The 19,992-nt window shown below is 66.4% G+C and carries 11 protein-coding genes; 7 read left to right on the top strand and 4 right to left on the bottom strand.

The features are described from left to right. The first annotated feature begins 208 nt into the window (after positions 1-208). From KU884_RS14005 to KU884_RS13990, 4 genes are all read left to right on the top strand, one after another. Complete coding sequence (locus KU884_RS14005; RefSeq protein WP_167783195.1) at positions 209-1,429, top strand: CaiB/BaiF CoA-transferase family protein; 1,221 nt, start codon at positions 209-211, stop codon at positions 1,427-1,429. Positions 1,430-1,597: 168 nt separating this feature from the next. Then, positions 1,598-3,142: an acetolactate synthase large subunit gene (locus KU884_RS14000; RefSeq protein WP_167783194.1), complete on the top strand. Its 1,545-nt coding sequence runs from the start codon at positions 1,598-1,600 to the stop codon at positions 3,140-3,142. 62 nt (positions 3,143-3,204) lie between these two features. Beyond that, positions 3,205-4,851: a GMC family oxidoreductase gene (locus tag KU884_RS13995; protein WP_217351376.1), complete on the top strand. Its 1,647-nt coding sequence runs from the start codon at positions 3,205-3,207 to the stop codon at positions 4,849-4,851. An 11-nt stretch (positions 4,852-4,862) separates the two neighbouring features. Then, positions 4,863-6,317 (top strand): coniferyl aldehyde dehydrogenase, encoded by a 1,455-nt coding sequence (locus tag KU884_RS13990; protein WP_167783193.1) that lies wholly within the window; start codon positions 4,863-4,865, stop codon positions 6,315-6,317. 44 nt (positions 6,318-6,361) lie between these two features. Here KU884_RS13990 and KU884_RS13985 read toward each other — a convergent pair whose 3' ends face one another. Continuing rightward, complete coding sequence (locus KU884_RS13985) at positions 6,362-9,178, bottom strand: hypothetical protein (protein WP_167783192.1); 2,817 nt, start codon at positions 9,176-9,178, stop codon at positions 6,362-6,364. A gap of 204 nt (positions 9,179-9,382) precedes the next feature. Here KU884_RS13985 and KU884_RS13980 point away from each other — a divergent pair, with 204 nt between their 5' ends. Next, on the top strand, positions 9,383-11,986 hold the full coding sequence (locus tag KU884_RS13980) for a PD40 domain-containing protein (protein WP_167783190.1): 2,604 nt from the start codon (positions 9,383-9,385) through the stop codon (positions 11,984-11,986). Between the two features lie 112 nt (positions 11,987-12,098). Next, the gene (locus KU884_RS13975) at positions 12,099-13,040 is read left to right on the top strand and encodes a helix-turn-helix transcriptional regulator (RefSeq protein WP_167783189.1); all 942 of its coding nucleotides are present in this window, start codon (positions 12,099-12,101) and stop codon (positions 13,038-13,040) included. A 105-nt stretch (positions 13,041-13,145) separates the two neighbouring features. On the opposite strand, the gene KU884_RS13970 is transcribed toward KU884_RS13975, so the two are convergent. Next, on the bottom strand, positions 13,146-13,880 hold the full coding sequence (locus tag KU884_RS13970) for a UDP-2,3-diacylglucosamine diphosphatase (protein ID WP_167783187.1): 735 nt from the start codon (positions 13,878-13,880) through the stop codon (positions 13,146-13,148). Positions 13,881-14,091: 211 nt separating this feature from the next. Between KU884_RS13970 and cysS the strand changes: the two genes are divergently transcribed. Then, on the top strand, positions 14,092-15,486 hold the full coding sequence (gene cysS, locus KU884_RS13965) for a cysteine--tRNA ligase (RefSeq protein WP_167783186.1): 1,395 nt from the start codon (positions 14,092-14,094) through the stop codon (positions 15,484-15,486). A gap of 144 nt (positions 15,487-15,630) precedes the next feature. Here cysS and KU884_RS13960 read toward each other — a convergent pair whose 3' ends face one another. Both KU884_RS13960 and KU884_RS13955 read right to left on the bottom strand, forming a co-directional pair. Further along, positions 15,631-18,696, bottom strand: coding sequence for an error-prone DNA polymerase (locus tag KU884_RS13960; protein WP_167783185.1), 3,066 nt, complete (start codon positions 18,694-18,696; stop codon positions 15,631-15,633). Positions 18,697-18,798: 102 nt separating this feature from the next. Beyond that, complete coding sequence (locus KU884_RS13955; protein ID WP_167783184.1) at positions 18,799-19,953, bottom strand: cytochrome P450; 1,155 nt, start codon at positions 19,951-19,953, stop codon at positions 18,799-18,801. Between the last annotated feature and the right edge of the window lie 39 nt (positions 19,954-19,992).

Raw genomic sequence — 19,992 nt, 5'->3', positions numbered from 1 at the left:
GTGCATCAAGCCTGCGTAGGGTGGACCTTCAGGTCCACCTTCCCCGGACATGCAAGCCAAGGTGGCTCATCGAGGCCAGCCATGGTGGACCTGAAGGTCCACCCTACGCGGATTGTCGCGCAGGGGGCGGAGTCGAGACCACCACCTGCCTGCGCCGACCCATCCGTATGTCTCCGTCAGGAGGCCACACGACTCAGGAGCGACAGTCATGACCTCCGTTCTCGGCCACGTCAGAGTTCTCGATCTGAGCCGTATCCTCGCCGGTCCGTGGGCCGGCCAGTTGTTCGCTGATCTCGGTGCCGAAGTGATCAAGGTCGAGCGGCCCCGGCGGGGGGATGATACGCGCGGCTGGGGGCCGCCCTATCTGCAGGACGCCGAAGGCAACGACGCTGAATCCGCCTATTACCTCTCCGCCAACCGCGGCAAACGCTCCGTGGCCATCGACATCACCCGGCCCGACGGGCAGGCGCTGGTGCGGGAGCTGGCGGCGAAGAGCGACATCCTGCTGGAGAACTACAAGGTGGGCGGTCTCGCCCGGTACGGGCTCGATTACGCCAGCCTCCAGGCCGTGAACCCCGCGCTCATCTACTGCTCGATTACCGGTTTCGGACACACTGGCCCCTATCGGGAGCGTGCCGGGTACGACTTCCTGCTGCAGGCCATGGGTGGGCTCATGAGCATCACCGGGGCGCCGGACGACCAGGGCGGCGAGCCCACCAAGGTGGGCGTCGCCCTCACCGACATCCTCACCGGCATGTACGCCTCCGTGGCTAGCCTGGCGGCGCTGGCCCACCGCGAGCGCACCGGTGAAGGGCAGCACATCGACCTGGCGCTGCTGGACGTCCAGGTGGCCACCCTGGCCAACCAGGCCATGAACTACCTGGTGGGCGGGCAGGTGCCGCAACGGATGGGCAACGCCCACCCCAACATCGTGCCGTACCAGACCTTCCCGACCCGGGACGGGTATCTCGTGCTCACCGTCGGCAACGATGACCAGTTCCGGCGCCTGGGCGAGATCATGGGTCGCCCCGACCTGGCGGCGGACGACCGGTTTACCACCAACGCCGGGCGGGTCGCGCACCGGGATGCGCTGGTCCCCGAGCTTGCCGCCGTGTTCCGCACCCGGACCACGGATGACTGGCTGCGGGACCTGGAAGCCGCAGGTGTACCCTGCGGCCCGGTCAACCGTATCGACCGCGTCTTCGACGACCCTCATATCCGGGCGCGCGGCATGCAGACCTACACCGATCACCCCCAACTGGGCACAATCCCCGGCGTGGCCAACCCGATTCGTTATTCCGCCACGCCGCTGGGTGATCATGCACCGGCACCGGGGCTTGGCGAGCATTCGGATACGGTCCTCCGCGATCTACTTGGCCACTCCACCGAGGACATCGCCGCTTTGCGAGAGAAGGGCGTGCTGGGCTGATCCTTCGCCGCCTTTGACGGCGCGTCGCTGTTGCGTTCAACTGATGGTTCGTAACCCGAAAGGGCCTGCGCAGAGTGGGCACTCGTGCGCTGATCGCTGGCGGAGCCGGCGGCGCGCCGTCGGTACATAACAAGAACGCGGCCGATCCGGTCAGAGGGGGAGAGATTCATGAATGGTGCAGAAACGCTGTTACGCACGCTTCTGAACAGCGGCGTTGATACCTGCTTCGCCAATCCGGGGACCTCCGAGATGCACTTCGTGGCAGCCCTGGATCGGGTGCCGGGGATGCGCCCGGTGCTGGGGCTGTTCGAGGGTGTCGTCGCCGGTGCCGCCGACGGCTACGCCCGCATGGCGGACAAGCCCGCGGCCACGCTGTTCCACCTTGGCCCGGGCCTGGGCAACGGGCTGTCCCAGCTCCACAACGCCATGAAGGCCCGGACACCCATCGTCAACGTGGTGGGCGAGCATGCCACCTGGCACCGGCAGTACGACACGCCCCTGGCTTCGGACGTCGCCGCCTACGCGCGTCCGGTGTCCGGCTGGCTGCGGACCTGCGCCTCGTCCCGCCTGCTGGCTGCGGATACCCGCGCAGCGGTGGATGCCGCCTACGGCCCTCCGGGCCAGATTGCCAGCCTGATCCTGCCCGCAGACTGCAGCTGGAACGAGGCGGGCGAGCCCGCACCGGCCCTGGAGGCCCCCCGGCGCGCCCCGGTGGATGCCACCGTGCTCGACCACCTGGAGAAAGTCCTGCGCTCCGGGGAGCCGGTGGTGGTGCTCATGAACGGTGCCGCGGTGCGCGCCGACGGCCTGGAGGCCGCTAGTCGCCTGGCCAATGCCACGGGTGCTCAGGTTTTCGCCGATACCTTCACTCCTCGGCTCCAGCGGGGCGCTGGCCGCAGTCCCGTGGAGCGTTTCCCGCGCTACCCGGACCAGGGGCAGGCGCTGTTGCGCGAGGCTGGCCACCTGATCCTGGTGGAGACTGTGCCGCCGGTGGGGTTTTTCGCTTACCCGGAGCAGCCCAGCTGGCTGACGCCGGACTCCTGTCATATCCACACCCTGGCCGCGCCGGGTGAGGATTCCATCGGTGCCTTGCAGCAGTTGTGCGATCGGCTGGGTGCCGCCGCCGACGGGGCAACGGTACAGGAGTCCTCCGTGCCCCAACCCGCCTCCGGGGCTCTCACCCCACAGACCGTGGGGCAGAGCATCGCCGCCCATCTGCCCGAGGGTGCCATCATCTCCGACGAGGCGGTCACCTCTCGCGGCGGCCTGCCGGAGGCGACGGCGGGGTGCCCGCCCCATGACTGGCTGTCGCTGACGGGCGGTGCCCTGGGCGGCGGCCTGCCCATGGGCATCGGTGCCGCGGTGGCCTGTCCCGATCGCAAGGTAGTCTGCCTGCAGGCGGATGGCGCCGGCATGTACAACGTCCAGTCCCTGTGGACCATGGCCCGCGAACGCCTCGATATCACCATCGTGGTCTACGCCAACCGTAGCTATCGCATCCTGCACAACGAGTTCGACCGGCTCGGGCTGGGCGAGGTCGGCGCCAGCGCCCGGGCGCTGATGGATATCGGCAACCCGGACCTGGACTGGACGTCGCTGGCCCGGGGCATGGGTTTGGAGGCCCATCGCATCGAGAGCATCGACGCCTTTAACACCCGCTTCGCCGCCGCCATGCGCGAGCCGGGCCCGCGACTGCTTGAGGTGGTCCTGTGATCAGGCCGGGTTGCCCTTAAGATGCCGGGATCGCAGTAACACGAATCAGGGAGGAATGGATCGTGGCGGAGTCTGTGGACTACCTCATTATTGGTGGCGGATCGGCCGGGTGCGTGCTCGCCAACCGCCTGAGCGAAGATCCCGACGTGCGGGTCTGCCTGCTGGAGGCGGGGCCGCCGGACTGGAATCCGCTGATCCGGGTGCCAGTGGGTATTACCGGCCTGATGCGCAGCCGCCGGTTCAACTGGGCGTATCGCACGGAGGCACAGTCGCGGCTGGACAACCGCCGCATGTTCTGGCCACGCGGACGGACCCTGGGCGGCAGCAGCGCCATCAATGCCATGTGCTACACCCGAGGCCACCCGGCGGACTACGACGCCTGGGAAGCCGATGGTGCTACCGGCTGGAACTGGCAGTCGCTGCTTCCCTATTTTCGGCGCTCAGAACGGTTCGCCGGTGGCGCGGACGCCTGGCACGGCGACAGCGGCCCCCTGTCGGTGGAGCCGCTGCGCACCTTCAACCCGTTCTGTCAGGCCTTCGTCGATGCCGCGGTGAATGCGGGCATTCCGCACAATCCGGATTTCAACGGAGCCACTCAGGCGGGCGTCGGCCCTTACCACGTGATGCAGGAGGATGGGCGTCGCTGCAGCAATGCCTGGGCCTATCTGCACCCGGTGCGCAAGCGCCCCAATCTCACCGTGATTACCGGTGCCCTGGTGCATCAACTGCTCCAGGAAGGCGATCGCATCAATGGCGCGCTCTACAGCAAGGGTCGCCATCGCTACAGCGTCATGGCCGGCACCGAGGTCATCCTTGCGGCCGGGGCCATCGGTACCCCCCATATTCTGCAGCTCTCCGGGATCGGCTCGCCCCTGGAACTGGAGGCGGCCGGCGTGGCCGTGCGACATAAGCTGCCAGGGGTCGGCGGGAACCTGCAGGATCACCTGGATGTGTCCGTGGCCTGGAGCACGAAAGACCGGCGCGGTGTTTCCTTCCATCCCAGTTACATGCCACGGGGCGCCCGGGGCCTGTGGGATTATTTCCGGCACCGTCGTGGTGAGCTGTGCAGCAACATGGCCGAGGCGGGGGCATTCCTGCACAGCAGCGCCGCCAGCGAGATTCCGGATCTGCAGATGCACTTTCTGCCGGCCATCGAGGACGATCACGGGTTGGACCTTCGGCGCACCATCGCCGGGTACGGGTATACGCTGCGGACCTGTTTCCTGCGTCCGGAGAGTCGCGGCCGCATTGGGCTGCATACTGGCCAGCCGCAGATGTCGCCACGCATTGATCCCGACTACCTTTCCGTGGACGCCGACGCTGAACGGCTGGTGGACGCCCTGGAGCGGGCGCGGGATATCCTGTCGCACTCCACTATCGCTGCCATCGGTGACCTGGAACTCAAACCGGGCAGTGACGTACGGGGCCGGGCTGCGCTCCGGCGATACGTTGCCGCCCACGCCGAGACCATCTATCACCCGGTGGGCACCTGCCGGATGGGTGTCGATGCCGGAAGCGTCGTGGGCCCGGAGCTCCGCGTCCACGGGTTGCGCGGCCTGCGCGTCGTGGACGCCTCGGTGTTCCCGCGCCTCGTTGGTGGTAACACCAACGCACCGGTTACCGCGGTAGCCGAGCGCGCCGCAGACCTGATCCGCGGCAGGGAGAAGGTTTCCGAGATCAAGGATTTCGCGAATGCGGTGAATGCCTGAATGGAGAAAACATGAGCACAGCCAGTGCAGGGCAGAACGAGGTTGCAGCCGGCGACGAGCAGATCATCGCTGCGATGCATTCACGTCTGGAGGAACAGCGGCAGGCCTTTCAGGCGGAACCACACCCGGATGCTGCGGCACGGCGTGATGCCCTGAACCGCCTGCGTCGCGCATTGCTCCGGTACCGCCGTACCCTGGCCGACGCGGTGAGCCGTGATTTCGGCGGTCGCTCGGTGGACGAAACCCTGACAGTGGATATCATGCCCACGCTGATCGCCGCCCGTCATGCCCGTCGCCACCTCAAGGGCTGGATGCGCAGCCGCCGCCGGTGGCCGCATCCCCTCATGCAGCCCGCCGGGGCGCGGGTGGTCTACCAGCCGCTGGGGGTGGTGGGCATCATTGCGCCGTGGAACTACCCGGTGTTTCTCTCTCTGGGGCCGTTGGTCGGGGCCTTGGCAGCGGGCAACCGCGCCATGATCAAGCTCTCGGAGTTCACGCCGGAGACCAACGCGGTGCTGGAGGGCGTTGTCACCGAGGCCTTTGCCGCGGAAGAAGTATCGGTGTTCCAGGGTGGTGTGGAAGCCGGCGCCACGTTCTCACGCCTGCCTTTCGATCATCTGCTGTTCACCGGTTCCACGGGCGTCGGCCGCAAGGTGATGGCGGCCGCAGCGGAGCATCTGGTGCCAGTGACCCTGGAGCTGGGTGGCAAGTCGCCGGCCATTGTCGACACGGACGCCCCCCTGGACCAGACGGTGGAGCGGCTGTTGTTCGGCAAACTGGTGAACAGTGGCCAGACCTGCATCGCCCCGGATTACGTGCTCTGTACCTCGGCGCGACGGGACGCACTTGTGGAGGCAATGCAAGCGGCACTGCCGCGCCTCTATCCGTCGCTGCGGGACAACCCCGATTACGCCAGCATCATCAACGACGCCCAGTACGGCCGCTTGCAGGCGGTGCTGGACGATGCCGGGAAGCGTGGTGCCAGCCTGATTCCCCTCAACCCCCGTGACGAGCCCCTGGACGGTACACGCAAGATCGCTCCGCATCTGGTTCTGAATGTGCCTTCGGATGCCCGGGTGCTGCAGGAGGAGCTGTTCGGGCCCATTCTGCCCGTGGTCACGGTGCCGGATCTGGACGCGGCCCTGGCCTACGTCCGTGAGCGACCGCGCCCGCTGGCGCTGTATTACTTCGGCGAGGACAAGGCCGCCCAGCAGCGGGTCCTGGAGGAGAGTCATGCCGGCGGCGTCTGCATCAATGACACCCTGATGCACGTGGCCCAGGATGAGCTGCCGTTCGGTGGAGTGGGGGAGTCGGGTATGGGGCAGTACCACGGCCACGCCGGGTTTCTCACGTTCTCCCACGAAAAAGCCGTGTTCACCCGGGGGCGGATCAACCCGTCGAAGCTGCTGTATCCGCCCTACGGGGGTGTGATGCAGAAGCTGGTGCGGCGACTGCTCATCCGGTAGGCGCGTCCTGGTGGTTGCGCTTACCGGATGCTGGCCACTGTGCGCTACCGTGGAGGGCTGCACCGGTACTGCCCGCCGAAACCGACGGAGAACCAGCGGTTGCCCTGCATGGTCAGGTTCAGCGAACCGGAGCGGCTGAAGTAGAAACCCCGGGTATCGTCTGCGGTTTCATGGTAGACGGTACCGGCAATGGTCGCTTCCAGATCCCGGTTGGGTCGGCTCGAATTCGGGTTGCTCGGGTCCAGCATCTCGTGTCGGCTGATGGTGACCTGTAGCGGATCCACCGGTGGTTGATTGTTCTGCATCGGGGTGACGAATGTGAGTCGGTTCGACCAGATGTTCTCCGGCAGCAGGGATCTGGTGAATGTGCCGCCACTGGTGCGGCCGGTGAACGTACCGGTCACCCCCGGGCCCACCGGGGTATCCAGCTCGATGAACACCGAAATACCACTGTCGCCCTGTCCCTCCGTGACCATCAGGCGTGTAATGTTCTCGGCATCATCCAGGAAATAGCTCATGGCCCAGTCCGCGTGGTGCTGGGCAAAGTCGCCGCCGACGCTGCCGTCCCACCAGCAACTGCAGCCGAATGTCACGCGGGCGTTGGCCTTCACGTCTGGATCCTGAGTGGAAGTGGCGGTGATCACGGCGTAGCCGGGGGATTGCATTGCCGGCGCGGTGTAGTGGCCTTGTGGGGTAATGCTGCCCAAGGTTGCGCTCCAGGTCACCGCAACGGCGTTGCCGAGCAGCGGATCGGCCGCCTGGAAGATCTCGGACTCGCCCTGTTCGAGACAGACATGCCGCGGCGTGACGGCCACGGCCACCGCATCGGTGGTGATCACCAACTCGCCGGACCGTACAGGCGGCTCGCCGCGACCACGAACGCCGTCGCGTGTAATTGCCGAAGTGCCAATCAGGATGCTTGGGGTTGGCAGCTCATCGGGCGGTGGGTGGTATTCAAAGTTATAAGTGCCGTCCTGCCCGGAATTCAGCGGGCCGACAATGCTGCCGATTTCCGGTTCGTGACGCAGCGGCAGCTCGATGTCCGAGTTGCGTGCATGCCGTGCGGTGACGGTGAAGGGCACGATCCCGCCCGGCTCATCCAGCCGCACGGCGGGCGGGTCGAACTCGACTTCAATGGCGCGGGCGCCTACGGTGCGGGAGTCCCCCGGGAGGGGTGGATGCCAGGATTTCAGTTCGAAGGCCTCCGGATCCGGGCCGACCCGCAGGACATTGGTGACATCTTCGCTGCCGAAGAAGGTCTCGGCATTCAGTTGATAAGCGACCAGACCGGGGGCCTGGAAAGGGGACAGTTCGAAGATCGAAGTCGCCCCGGCGAAACCCTCAATCTCGACCTCCAGCCAGTCCTGGGGCGCATCGCCGGCAATGTCCACCTCCGGCCACTCGAACACGATTTCGGTGCCCTCGATGCCAATCTGTTTGAGGATCTCCGAAATACCGGCATCGATCAGTTCATCGCGAAACGCATCGCCGCCGTAGGCATCCTTGTAGGCGTCGGAGATCCGTTTCTTGCCCGCCAGCTTGGCGACCCGCAGGGCAACATCGTCGACCAGATCGATGCCGTCGCTGTGCACCGTGGCCACGGCACCTTCGACAATCAGTGAGGGGTCGTCTTCGTCTTCGTGCTGCACCACGCCGGAATCCGGTAGCAAGCTCATGCGTACATCCACGAGGCAGCAGGGGAAGAACCCGCGCGTGATGGTCATCACGCCGCCCACCGCGTCCGCCCCATGAAAAACTTTCGAGGCGACCTTTGCGCTACTGAGTGCCTTGGCCGCGCCCGCGCCGCCGCCGGGCCCCGCAACCACGAATGCTGCCCCGATACCAACCCCCGTGACGAAATACCCCGCGTATTCCTGGGTGGTTTCCGCGGTCTGCTGGACGAAGCGGGTCTGGTTGTAAACGCGCAACCGCTCCTTGAGGTCTGCTGGCCCATGGATCCCGTACGGTGCATCCAGGATGATCTGGCCCTCGCCTGCCGGATCGGTCATTGGCTCTATCATCAACGACTGGGTGAGCGATGGCTGCGTGATCATTACCTGCAGATGCGGTAACGCCTCCGCGATCAGCGTGTCGTTGCTGGCGGCGAATCTTGTCAGTGCCTGAATCTCTGAGATGACGCCGGTTTGCGCGAAAACACGCTCGAGCAGGCGCTGTTCATCGTCATCCAGTGTGGCGGCAATATTGCGCAAGTTGTCCGGGTTATCCGGGTTGGTCACCGCGTGGTAGCCGCGGATGAGGGGAATGAATTCGTAGTCGATACTCTGTGGCGAGGCGAGGTAACTTTGCAGGTCATCGGGATACTGCAGACCGTAGGCCTCCGTGGTGGCCTGGATCAGGCCTTCAATGGCATCCAGCCACTGTGTCACTGTCCCTGGCCGCGGCGCCGCAAGCGAGCCGATCTGCAGGGTCAGCGTGTCGCTGTAACTTGTGCCATCGGTCACCCGTAACCTGATTTCCGACCCTTCCAGCGCCTCGATCAGGGGCACCAACAAGTACGCGGTGCCCGGCTCGTCCGCCTCCAGCATGACGGCGAGTCCGCCAGCTTCGGCATCGGGGCCGATGGGCAAGTCATCCCCGGCCAAGCGGTATTCCGCATGGAGCGTATGGACACCGGGGGATTCGGGCAGCCCGGTCATCAGCAAAAGATCCAGAGGCTCGGCGCCCGCTCGAACCAGCGCCACGTCCGACAAATCCAGGGGGCCCTGTGCCCCCTGTTGGTTGTCAGTGCCGTTCGCAGGGTTATTGCCCGATCCATTGCTGGACCCTGAGCCGGAATTCAGGCAGCCGCCCATGAGCAGGGTAGCCAGCATAAGGATGATCACTCCGGAGCCTTTCAGCATGCCCTGTCCCTTGTTCAGTCAGGTTGTTCGGTGCGCCCGCGAACGGCGTTCAACGCCGTCAGGGCGGTCCTTTCAGATTAGTGACTGTCCACCAGGGGCGACATGGTGCATTTGCACTATTCCGCGCGAAGCGGAGAGCTAGCAAGAATGAAAATCCGGTTGCCTGTGCGGGGCCCGAGTCTGCACTTCATAGGAGTCCGCGAAATGAGCCGATCAACGACCGCCTCAATGCTTCTGGCCGGCACCTGTATCGGGGCACTTGCGGGCTGTATCGGCTCTTCAAGCAGTGGCAGCTCCGGCGGCAGCGTTGCATCGGACCCGCCTGCCGAAAGCCAGACGGTCACGTTGTCGGGTCAGGTGGTCAATGGTCCGCTGGCCAATGCCGAGATCGAGATCTTCGGGCCTGATCTGAACCTTCTCACCGCTGCCACTGCGGACGCGCACGGCGCGTTTTCCGTCGAGGTCGACGAGCCTGGTCCGTACACGGTGGAGACATCGGGGGGAATCCTCAACGGGACAGCCTATGCAGGTCGCCTCCGAGCCCGCTGCAATGGGGACGTGACGTGCGCCGTCACACCCGTCAGTACGGCGATTGTCCAGTTGATGGAACAGCAGGGGGCGGGGTTCGAGGATGCGCGCGCCTTGCTGCGCAATCGTATCGGTATCGCCTTCGACCCCTTCGCCTCTCCAGAGGATGCGGAGGGCCGCTTCGACCTGCTCGCGCTTCGAGGTCATCTCGATGTTGGCAGGAATCTCGAGAGTTGGCTCAAAGCGCTACTCATCTGGATCACGGAGGATGTAGGCGAGCTGCCGGCCGGCATTCTGGTGCCGGAGTCCGATCCGGGAGCGGACTCCGATTTCGAGCCTGATTTGGCCTGCACCGGGTTCGAACTCGACATTCGCGAGGACGACATCCACTACGAGGTCGAGACCCACGAACAGATGGTGGGCGCTCTGACCGATCCATCCGAGCTTGCAGGCGACAGGCTGGTCATCGCCATAACCGACGACATTACGGCCGGCTTCAACGAGTCCACCGACCAGTGGGAAGTTGAGAGTGGCAAGGATCTCGTACTGATTGGCCGCAAGGCGGACGGCAGCCGGCCAGTCATCGATGCCGAGGGCAACTCCCGGATCCTGTATGCGCCGCCGAGGGGCGAAGGAATGATTCTCTCCGGTCTGGAGCTGCGCAACGGTCGCGTCATGAACCGTGCACCCAATTTCCCGGGCAGGGGTGGGGCGATCCATGTGCGTCAGGAAGAGCGATTGATTCTGCATGACACGATCTTCGCCAACAATCGCGCCTCTCAGCGCGGCGGTGCCGTTTACGCCACAAGTCCGGTGCTGATCGCACACGCCGAATTCCGGGACAATCGCGCCGCATCTTGGAGCGGAGCCGTTTTGGCGGAGTCTGGGATCAGCGTTTGCCACTCACGATTCGAGGGTAATGAGCAATCCAGTATCCCGACGGCGACATCCGGAATCAGCGCCGGCGGCAGCGCGATTGCCACTCGCCGTGTCCCGAACCGGCAAGGCCCTCACGACATCGACGTACACGACACCGTTTTCTTGGGCAATCACGCTGCCGGAGGTCGCGGGGGCGCGATCTACGTCGACGCGCTGGCGGTGTCCCGTGCCAGCACGGTGCGGGTGTCAGAGTCGGTGTTCGAGGACAACACGTCGCTTGGCGGTGCCGTCGCGGTCAGCACGAATGCCCGGATCGGGCAGTTCTCGGGGGAAGACTTGATCGCCGGCGGCGATATCCTGATTCGCGACTCTCTTTTCTCCGGCAATCGCAGTGAGCAAGCGGGGGCCATGCTGTTCGCCGACGAGGCTGATATCCGCGTGTTCGATTCGGAGTTCACTGACAACCAGACCGATTTTCCGCAAAGCCTGTTGGTCGCAGTGGCCGGAGAACTCTGCACGACCACGTTCACCGACAACAGCAACCCCGTGTACGACGGTGACTTCATCGACTGCGGCGGCAATCTCTTCCTCGGCAGCAGTTCCGACCCGTTCGGTGGTATCCCCGGGCGCATCGTCTTCCACAATGGCGGCGATATTCGAACCATCCGGCCGGACGGATCCGATCCCCGGCTACTGGTTAGCACCAGTAGCTTCAGTCCGGCCCCCGCCTGGTCTCCGGACGGCAGTCAGATCGTCTTCGTGGATGGCGCCATCTTCAATTCCGACCTCTGGCGCTATTCCATCGAGGATCAGCAAACCGTGCGCCTGACCAATGTCGACACCGTCGCGGCGACAGAGCCGTCATGGTCGGTCCACGACGAGATCGCCTACGTCCGCCGTGCGGAAGGGCAGGGGTCGAACCCGTTCCTCATTTATGTAACGAGTCCGGACGGCGGTCAGGGCAGTCATCTGACCGGGACGCAGAGCGCCCACGACATGGAGCGCTACCCGCACTGGTCAGCCGATGGCGAGGAGCTGGCATTCAGCGTGCGTGAGGACTGGTCCCTCGATCCAAACTCCACGCGTGTGCGTCTCTACACCGTGGAGCGTGCCGGCGGCAACCGTGGACGAATCCCGGGCTTTACCGACGCCAACGAGCCGGCCTGGTCGCCCGATGGTGAGCGCCTGGCCTATGTTCTCGACGGCATGGTGCGCATTCGTAATCGCGATGGTAGTGGCGATGTCATTACCCTGGCGGAAGGCAAATCCCCGACCTGGTCACCGGATGGTGTATGGGTGGCGTTCTACCGGGATGGCAGCATCTACCGGGCATCCGGGCAGCAGCCGGACGAGCCGCCCGAATTCATCACCGAGGGTGAGCAGCCGCATTGGTCGCATTGACGTCGACCACCGCGATGGCGCGGTCGTCGGCTTACCGTCACTCGACAGCCCCGTAGATCTGGGAGAGACTGATTCCGAAACCGGCCGTCTGCGAGGATGCGGTCATGGCGCGATGAAGCACGAGCGCTGGGCACTCAGCGAGTTTCTCCTGGAACTCTACGAGAACGCCCGTACGTTGGCGCCGGCCAGCTTTCAACAGACGACACTGGCAAGCCTCAAGCGTTTTGTCGGCTTCGATTTTGCGGCATGGGGCGGAGGTAGCGCGCCGGACCGGCAGGTCACCGACGTGGTCGTGCTCAACCAATCCGTGGGGTTGTTTCGCGAGTGGATGGAGGTTGCCCACTGCGACCAGTACTGCGACCTGGCACTGCGCCGCCTCAACCACACCGTGCTGTTCGACGATCTTGCCCGTTTCCGTCACTCCTTTGCCTACAACGAGCACTGGCGCCGTTTCGATGCCCGCAACATGGTTGCCACCATCATGGCGGAACCGCTGGACGGTTACGTCAGCTTCATTGGGCTGTGCAACACCGACATTCGTGAGCGCTTCACCGAAGAGCATCGCGAGACCAAGCAACTGCTGATGCCGCACCTGTCCGCGGCACTGCGGCTGAACCGGGAAACACAGTTGCTGCTGGAAGCCGAACCTGCCGAAGGGTTGGCCATCGTGAATCGGGCGGGCTGGGTACTGGCTAGCCGAAGCCCCTTCGCCGCACTCATGCGTGCCGAGTGGGGTGCGACTGCTCATCGGATGCCGCATGCCGTCTTGCCGCAGCAGCCGATGACGCGACACTGGCGCGGCCGGGCGGTGCAGATCCGCATGCAGCCTCTCGGTGAATACTACCTTGTGCGCGTGGCGCCGCGTACACCGCTGGACCGAATGACCGAGCGCGAGCAGCAGGTCGCGGAGCGGTTCGCCTGTGGCCTCTCCTATAAGGAGGTGGCGCGCGAGCTTGGTATCGCGCCGGGGACGGTACGCAACCATCTGGCGCACATCTACGACAAGCTGGGCGTGAGTACCAAGCTGGAGCTGGTCCGGCTGCTGTCGGGCTGAGTTCAGCAGCAGCCGATGGAGTGGCTGACGCATGGGACCCGGGTCTGTTCGGGCGGGCCGGGACAGCTTGGTTGCGGTCCCGGTGGTCGCCAACGGGTCACCGGTTCAATCGATTGGCAGACTCTCCAGCCGGTATTCGCCGTTCTCGAACCACAGCGCGCTTCCCTGTTCGAACCAGTCCCCCAGTACGATGCGGGTGGCGGGCTGGCCGTCCAGGTCGAACACGTGGGTGTCCGGCCGGTGGGTGTGGCCGTGGATCAGGCGCCGCACGCCGTGCTGGCGCATGGTGTTCAGCACGGCCTCGCCGTTGACGTCCATGATGGAATCAGCGGTGTCGGCAAGCATGCGGTTCCGCGCCGTGCTCTCGTCCCGTGCATCCCCGGCCAGGGCGATGCGCTCCTCCACGGAGCGGGCCAGGAAACCCCGCTGCCATTCCGGATCGTTCACCATGGCGCGGAACTGCTGGTATTCATGATCGTCGGTGCAGAGCAAGTCCCCGTGGCTGAGCAGTACGGGTTCACCACCCAGCGTAACCACCGTCGGGTCGTCCAGCAGCGTGGCGCCGGTGGCCTCGGCGAACTGCCGGCCCAGGAGGAAATCACGGTTGCCGCGCATCACGTACAGCGGTGTGCCGGTGGCCGAGAAGCCGGCGAGGGCGGTGAGAACGGGATGGTCGGCGGGGACGGCGTCGTCGCCGATCCATGCTTCGAACAGGTCACCGAGGATGTAGAGCGCGTCCACTCGACCGGCCGTTTGCTGCAGGAACTGCAGGAACAGGTGCACGATCTGCGGCCGGCGTTCGTCCAGGTGCAGATCGGCGATGAACACGGTGGGTTGCATGGCTGCGTACATCCTTGGCGACTCGTGGGTTGACCGTGAAGCATAACGGCGGCGGCCGGTGGCCTCAAACCGCTCCGCGGTTGGGCGCCTGCGGCGTTTCCGCTACTATGGCGCGCCGGCGATACCTGCGCCTGGCCCGGTTGGCCATGGACACGCCACCCACGGAATGAATGTGCAGCCGCCACGGGCGGCACGGACGGAGACGGTCGACATGCTCACCATCTACAACAGCCTCACCCGCACCAAGGAGCCCTTCCGGCCCATCACTCCCGGCGAGGTGCGGATGTATGTCTGTGGCATGACCGTCTACGACTACTGCCACCTGGGCCATGCCCGCGCCCTGGTGGTGTTCGACGTGGTGGCCCGGTACCTGCGCTACAGCGGCTACCGCCTGACCTACGTGCGCAACATCACCGACATCGACGACAAGATCATCAACCGCGCCAACGAGACCGGGGTGGCTCCGGACGCGCTCACCGAGCGCTTCATCGAGGCCATGCACGAGGACGAGCGCGCTCTGGGGGTACTCCCGCCGGATCACGAGCCGCGGGCCACGCAGTCCATCCCGGCCATGCAGCGGCTGATCCAGCAGCTCATGGACAAGGGGCTGGCCTACCAGGGCGAGAGCGGGGACGTGTATTTTCGCGTGGAAGGCTTCCCCGACTACGGCAAGCTCTCCGGCAAGCGCCTGGAGGAGCTGCGCGCCGGCGCCCGGGTGGACGTGGAGGCGGACAAGCGCCACCCGGGGGATTTCGTGCTCTGGAAACGCGCGAAAGCCGGCGAGCCCAGCTGGCCCTCACCCTGGGGAGAGGGGCGGCCCGGCTGGCATATCGAGTGCTCCGCCATGTCCGCCGAACACCTGGGCGAGCACTTCGACATCCACGGCGGCGGGCTGGATCTCCAGTTCCCCCATCACGAGAACGAGATCGCCCAGAGCGAGGGCGCCCACGATCATCCGTTCGTCAACTACTGGATGCACAACGGCCACGTGCGCGTGGACGACGAGAAGATGGCCAAGTCCCTGGGCAATTTCTTCACCGTGCGCGACGTGCTGGCGCAGTACCGGCCGGAGGAAGTGCGCCATTTCCTGCTCTCCAGTCACTACCGCAGCCCGCTGAACTACACCGCCGACGCCCTGGACAACGCCCGGGGTGCCGCGGAACGGCTGTATCTGGCCCTGCGCGGGCTGAGCCCGACGGCGCCCGGCGACGCCGGGGAGGCGTTCCGGGAGCGCTTCCGCGCGGCCATGGACGACGATTTCAACACCCCCGTCGCCCTGGCGGTGCTGTTCGAGCTGGCGCGGGAAGTGAACCGGCTGCGGGAGCAGGATGCGGACCAGGCGGCCCGGCTCGCCGGGCTGCTGCGGGAACTCGGCGGTGTTGTCGGTCTGCTGCAGACGGATCCGGAGGACTATCTCAAGGGCGGCAACGAAGAAGTGGTGCCGGGGCTCACCGCCGCCGACATCGACGCCCTCCTGGAGCAGCGTCAGGCGGCGCGGAAGGACAAGGATTTCGCCACCGCCGACCGCATCCGCGACGATCTCCAGGCCCGCGGCATCGTCATCGAGGACAGCCCCGCCGGCAGCACCTGGCGCCGGGGCGGGTAAGAACGTCACACGATGGCCGGTAGCGCGGATCGCAGGATCGTAGGGCGGACCTTCAGGTCCGCCGTCAAGAGATATGCAAGCCCAGGTGGTTTACCGAGCCCCCATCGGCGGACCTGAAGGTCCGCCCTACGCGGGCTGTCTCGCTCAATGGAAATCCCGTGACTTCGTCGGCAACCGCCCCAGCAGGGCTGAGTGGTCCTCCAGCCGCCCGGCGATCAGGTGGCACACCCCCTCCCGGCGCTCCCACTGCCCGATCACGCCCAGCAGGCGCGCGCCCAGGAGTACCTGGCGCTGCTGCTCCGCCAGATTGCGCCAGACCACCACGTTGATCACGCCGGTCTCGTCTTCGAGGGTCAGAAAGGTGACTCCGCCGGCGGAGCCGGGGCGCTGGCGGTTGATGACCAGGCCCGCGGTGCGGACCACCGGGCGGCTGTCCAGGGCGCCGAGTTCGGCGGCACTGCGGAAGCGCCGCCGTTTCAAGTGCTCCCGCAGCAGGGCCAGCGGGTGCGGGCCCAGGCTCAGGCCCAGGCTGCCGTAGTCGGCCACCAGGTCCTCGCCCACCGACGGCTGCTCCAGGGCGGGGGTGTCCTGCCCGTGCCCGGCGGCGGCCAGCAGCGGGCGTTCGGTATCCACACCCAGCACCTGCCACCAGGCATTGCGCCGATGGCCGGCCAGGGGCTCCAGGGCGCCGGCGTGGGCCAGGGCGTCCAGGTCGCTGCGGCCCAGGCGGGCACGGTGGGCCAGATCCTCCACACTCTCCGGCGGCGCCTGCTCCCGCACCGCCGTGATCCGCTGCGCGCCCTCCCGGGACAGGCCCTTGACCATGCGCAACCCCAGCCGCAGGGCAGGGGCGTCCCGTGCGGGCTCCAGGGTGCAGTCCCACTGGCTGACGGTGACATCCACCGGACGCACGGCCACGCCGTGCTCCCGGGCATCCCGTACCAGCTGGGCCGGCGCGTAGAAGCCCATGGGTTGGCTGTTCAGCAGGGCGCAGGTGAAGGCCGCCGGGTAGTGGCACTTGAGCCAGGCGGAGACGCACACCAGCAGCGCGAAACTGGCGGCGTGGGATTCCGGGAAGCCGTACTCGCCGAAGCCCTGGATCTGGCGGAAGATGCGGTCGGCGAATGCCTCGCTGTAGCCGTTGGCGCGCATGCCCTCGTGCAGGCGCTGCTCGAAGTGGGCGAGACCGCCCTTGCGCCGCCAGGCTGCCATGGAACGGCGTAGCTGGTCGGCCTCGTCCGGGCTGAAGCCGGCGGCCACTTCGGCGAGTTTCATGACCTGTTCCTGGAAGATGGGAACGCCCAGAGTGCGCTCCAGCACCTCCCGGACGGCGTCGCTGGGATAGTCCACCGCCTCCTGTCCGGCACGGCGGCGCAGGTAGGGATGCACCATGTCCCCCTGAATGGGGCCCGGGCGGACAATGGCCACCTCGATCACCAGGTCGTAGTAGCAGGCGGGTCGCATGCGCGGCAGCATGGCCATCTGCGCCCGGGACTCCACCTGGAACACGCCCATGGAGTCACCCCGCTGCAGCATGGCGTAGACGGCCGGGTCGTCCCGGGGAATGTCGGCCATGGTGAGATCCCGGCCATGGTGCGCGCGCAGCAGATCCAGGCTGCGGCGGATGGCAGAGAGCATGCCCAGGGAGAGCACGTCCACCTTGAGCAGCCCCAGGGATTCCAGGTCGTCCTTGTCCCACTGGATTACGGTGCGCCCTTCCATGGCGGCGTTCTCGGTGGGCACGAGTTCCGCCAGCGGCCCCTGGGAGATGACGAAGCCACCCACGTGCTGGGACAGATGCCGGGGGAAGCCGATCAGCTCCCGGGCCAGGGTGAGCACCCGGTGGATCACCGGGTTGTCCGGGTCGAAGCCCGCCTCGCGCACCCGCTCGGGTGCCATGTGGCCGCCGTCCCACCACTGCATGGCGCCGGCAAGCTGATCGGTCTGGTGGGTCTCCAGGCCCAAGGCACGGCCCACGTCGCGCAGGGCGCTGCGCGGGCGGTAGCTGATCACCGTGGCGGCCAGGGCGGCGCGGTGGCGGCCGTAGCGGGCGTAGATGTACTGGATCACCTCTTCCCGGCGTTCGTGCTCGAAGTCCACGTCGATGTCCGGGGGCTCGCCCCGGTCCCGGGAGATGAAGCGCTCGAACAGCAGCTGCGAGGTGCCCGGGTCCACCTCGGTAATGCCCAGGGCGTAGCACACCGCCGAGTTGGCCGCCGAGCCCCGGCCCTGGCAGAGAATGCCGCGGCGGCGGGCGAAGGCGACAATATCGTGCACCGTGAGAAAGTACGCCTCGTAGTTGAGCTCGTGGATCAGCGCCAGCTCCCGCTCCAGCTGCCGCTGCACCGCCGCAGGGGTGCTCCCCGGCCAGCGGCGGGCGGCCCCTTCATTCACCAGAAGCTGCAAGCGTGCCGCGGGCGTGGTGCCATCCGGGACCAGCTCCTCCGGGTACTCGTAGCGCAGCTCGCCCAGGGAGAAATGGCAGCGGACGGCAATGGCCACGGTTTCCTCCAGCAACGACTGCGGGTAGAGCCGCTGCAGCCGCGGCATCGGCCGCAGGTGACGCTCACCGTTGGCGAGCAGGGCGTAACCCAGCTCGTACACGGGCCGGTTGTGACGGATGGCGGTGACGGTGTCCTGCAGCGCCCGCCGGCCGCGCCGGTGCATGTGCACGTCGCCGGCGGCCACCAGCGGCAGCCCGTGCATGGCGCCCAGGGCCTCCAGCTCCGCGAGCCGGGCGGCATCGTCCGGGCCGCACAGCAGCTCCACGGCAATCCAGCCGCGGCCGCGGAAATGGGCCCCGAACCAGGCGGCATGCTCTGGATCGGCGGGGGTGCCCGGCAGCAGAAGGGCGAGGCAGTCCGGGGCGGCACCTGCCACGTCATCCCGGTGCAGCCGGTAGCTGCCCTTGGCGGCGTTCTGCCGCCCCAGGCTGATGAGTGCGGCCATCTGGCCGTAGGCGCGGCGGCAGGGGGCCAGGAGGGCCAGGGCCGGACCGTCGGCCAGGCGGATCTCCGTGCCGACCAGCAGATGCAGTTCGTGCGCGCGGGCGGCCTGGTGGGCACGCACGGCGCCGGCCACGGAGCACTCGTCGGTGATCGCCAGCGCCCGGTAACCGAGGGTAGCGGCCTGTTCCACCAGCTCCTCGGGGTGCGAGGCACCGCGCAGGAAGGTGAAGTTGGTAAGGCAGTGGAGTTCCGCGTAGGACATGCTCAAAACTGTATAAATATACAGTTTTGAGCGCAACCCACATTCGGCTGGGGCAGCCGTCTCGATGGCTGTCCCGGTTTCAGGGGCCGGACAGGCTGAAAATCATTCCAGCCGCACCGGGAGGCGACTGAAGCCACTGGCCGGGTAGCGGGCCAGCTCGGGTTCGTCCCCCGGTGCCAGGATGATGTTGCTCGTTCGTCCCAGGAACTCCTCCAGAACCACCCGCAACTCCATCTGCGCCAGCGGTGCCCCCGGGCAGACGTGGATGCCTGCGCCCCACAGCAGGCTGGCCGACTGGTCGCGATGGATGTCCAGCGTGTCCGGCGCAGTGAAAGCCTCGGGGTCGCGGTTGGCGGCGATCCAGTTGATGGTGACGCGCTCACCTGCGGCCAGTGGTTGCCTACCCACGGAGACCGGTTGCAGGGTGACGCGCCGGTTGTCCACCAGCGGCCCGTGCCAGCGCAGCACCTCTTCGATGGCGTCGCCGATGCGGCGCGGGCGGGTGCGCAGGTGTTGCTGCAGATCGGGGTGCTCGCTCAGGGCGTGGAGCAGAATCCCCACCGAGGTGGAAATGGTGCCGATCTCGCCCACGGTCCAGTTGCGCAGAATGGAGGCGATCTCGGCGTCGTCCAGCCTGTCGCCATCCACCACCTCGCGCATGAGCTCGCTGGTGGTGTCCTGACCGCTGACATCCTGCGCCCGGCGGCCCTCCAGGGCGTCCTGTACCATGCCCTCGAATTCGGTGGCGAGCTGGTTCAGTGCTTCGCGGTCCTGCTGCAGAGTGGCTGCCTGGTTGGCCAGGGTCCACCTCGCCAGGGCGGGGGCCGTTTCCTCGGACCAGCCGAGGAAGGCACACTGCACCCGGGCGGCAAAGGGACGTGCGAAGGCGTCCATGATCTCCACCGTTTCGGATGCCGCTGCACTGGTTATCAGTTGTCTGGCGATGCGCCGGCACTCCGGTTCGAAGGCCCGGACCCGTGCGGTGGCGAAGTACGGCTCGATCAGTTCCCGGAACACAGTGTGCTCCGGCGGATCCATGCCGTTGGGCACCGACAGATGGCGCGAGACCACGTTGCTGAAGGTCTCCGGCGTATGCAGGATGCGCTGCACATCGGCATGGCGGAATACGGTCCAACCCTGGGCTGCGCTGTGGGCCACCGGGCACTGCTCACGCATGCCGTCGTAGGCCCGGCGCTGGTTCTTCTGCACACCCTCGGCGTGCGGGGCCCAGTGGTCTGTTGCGGTGCTGCTCGGCATGGCTCCTCCGGATGTCAGGCCCACCGTCGATGCGATGAC

Origin of the sequence: Aquisalimonas sp. 2447, from assembly GCF_012044895.1 — a bacterium.
GTDB lineage: Bacteria > Pseudomonadota > Gammaproteobacteria > Nitrococcales > Aquisalimonadaceae > Aquisalimonas.
This window is presented reverse-complemented; position numbering and strand designations above follow the sequence as displayed.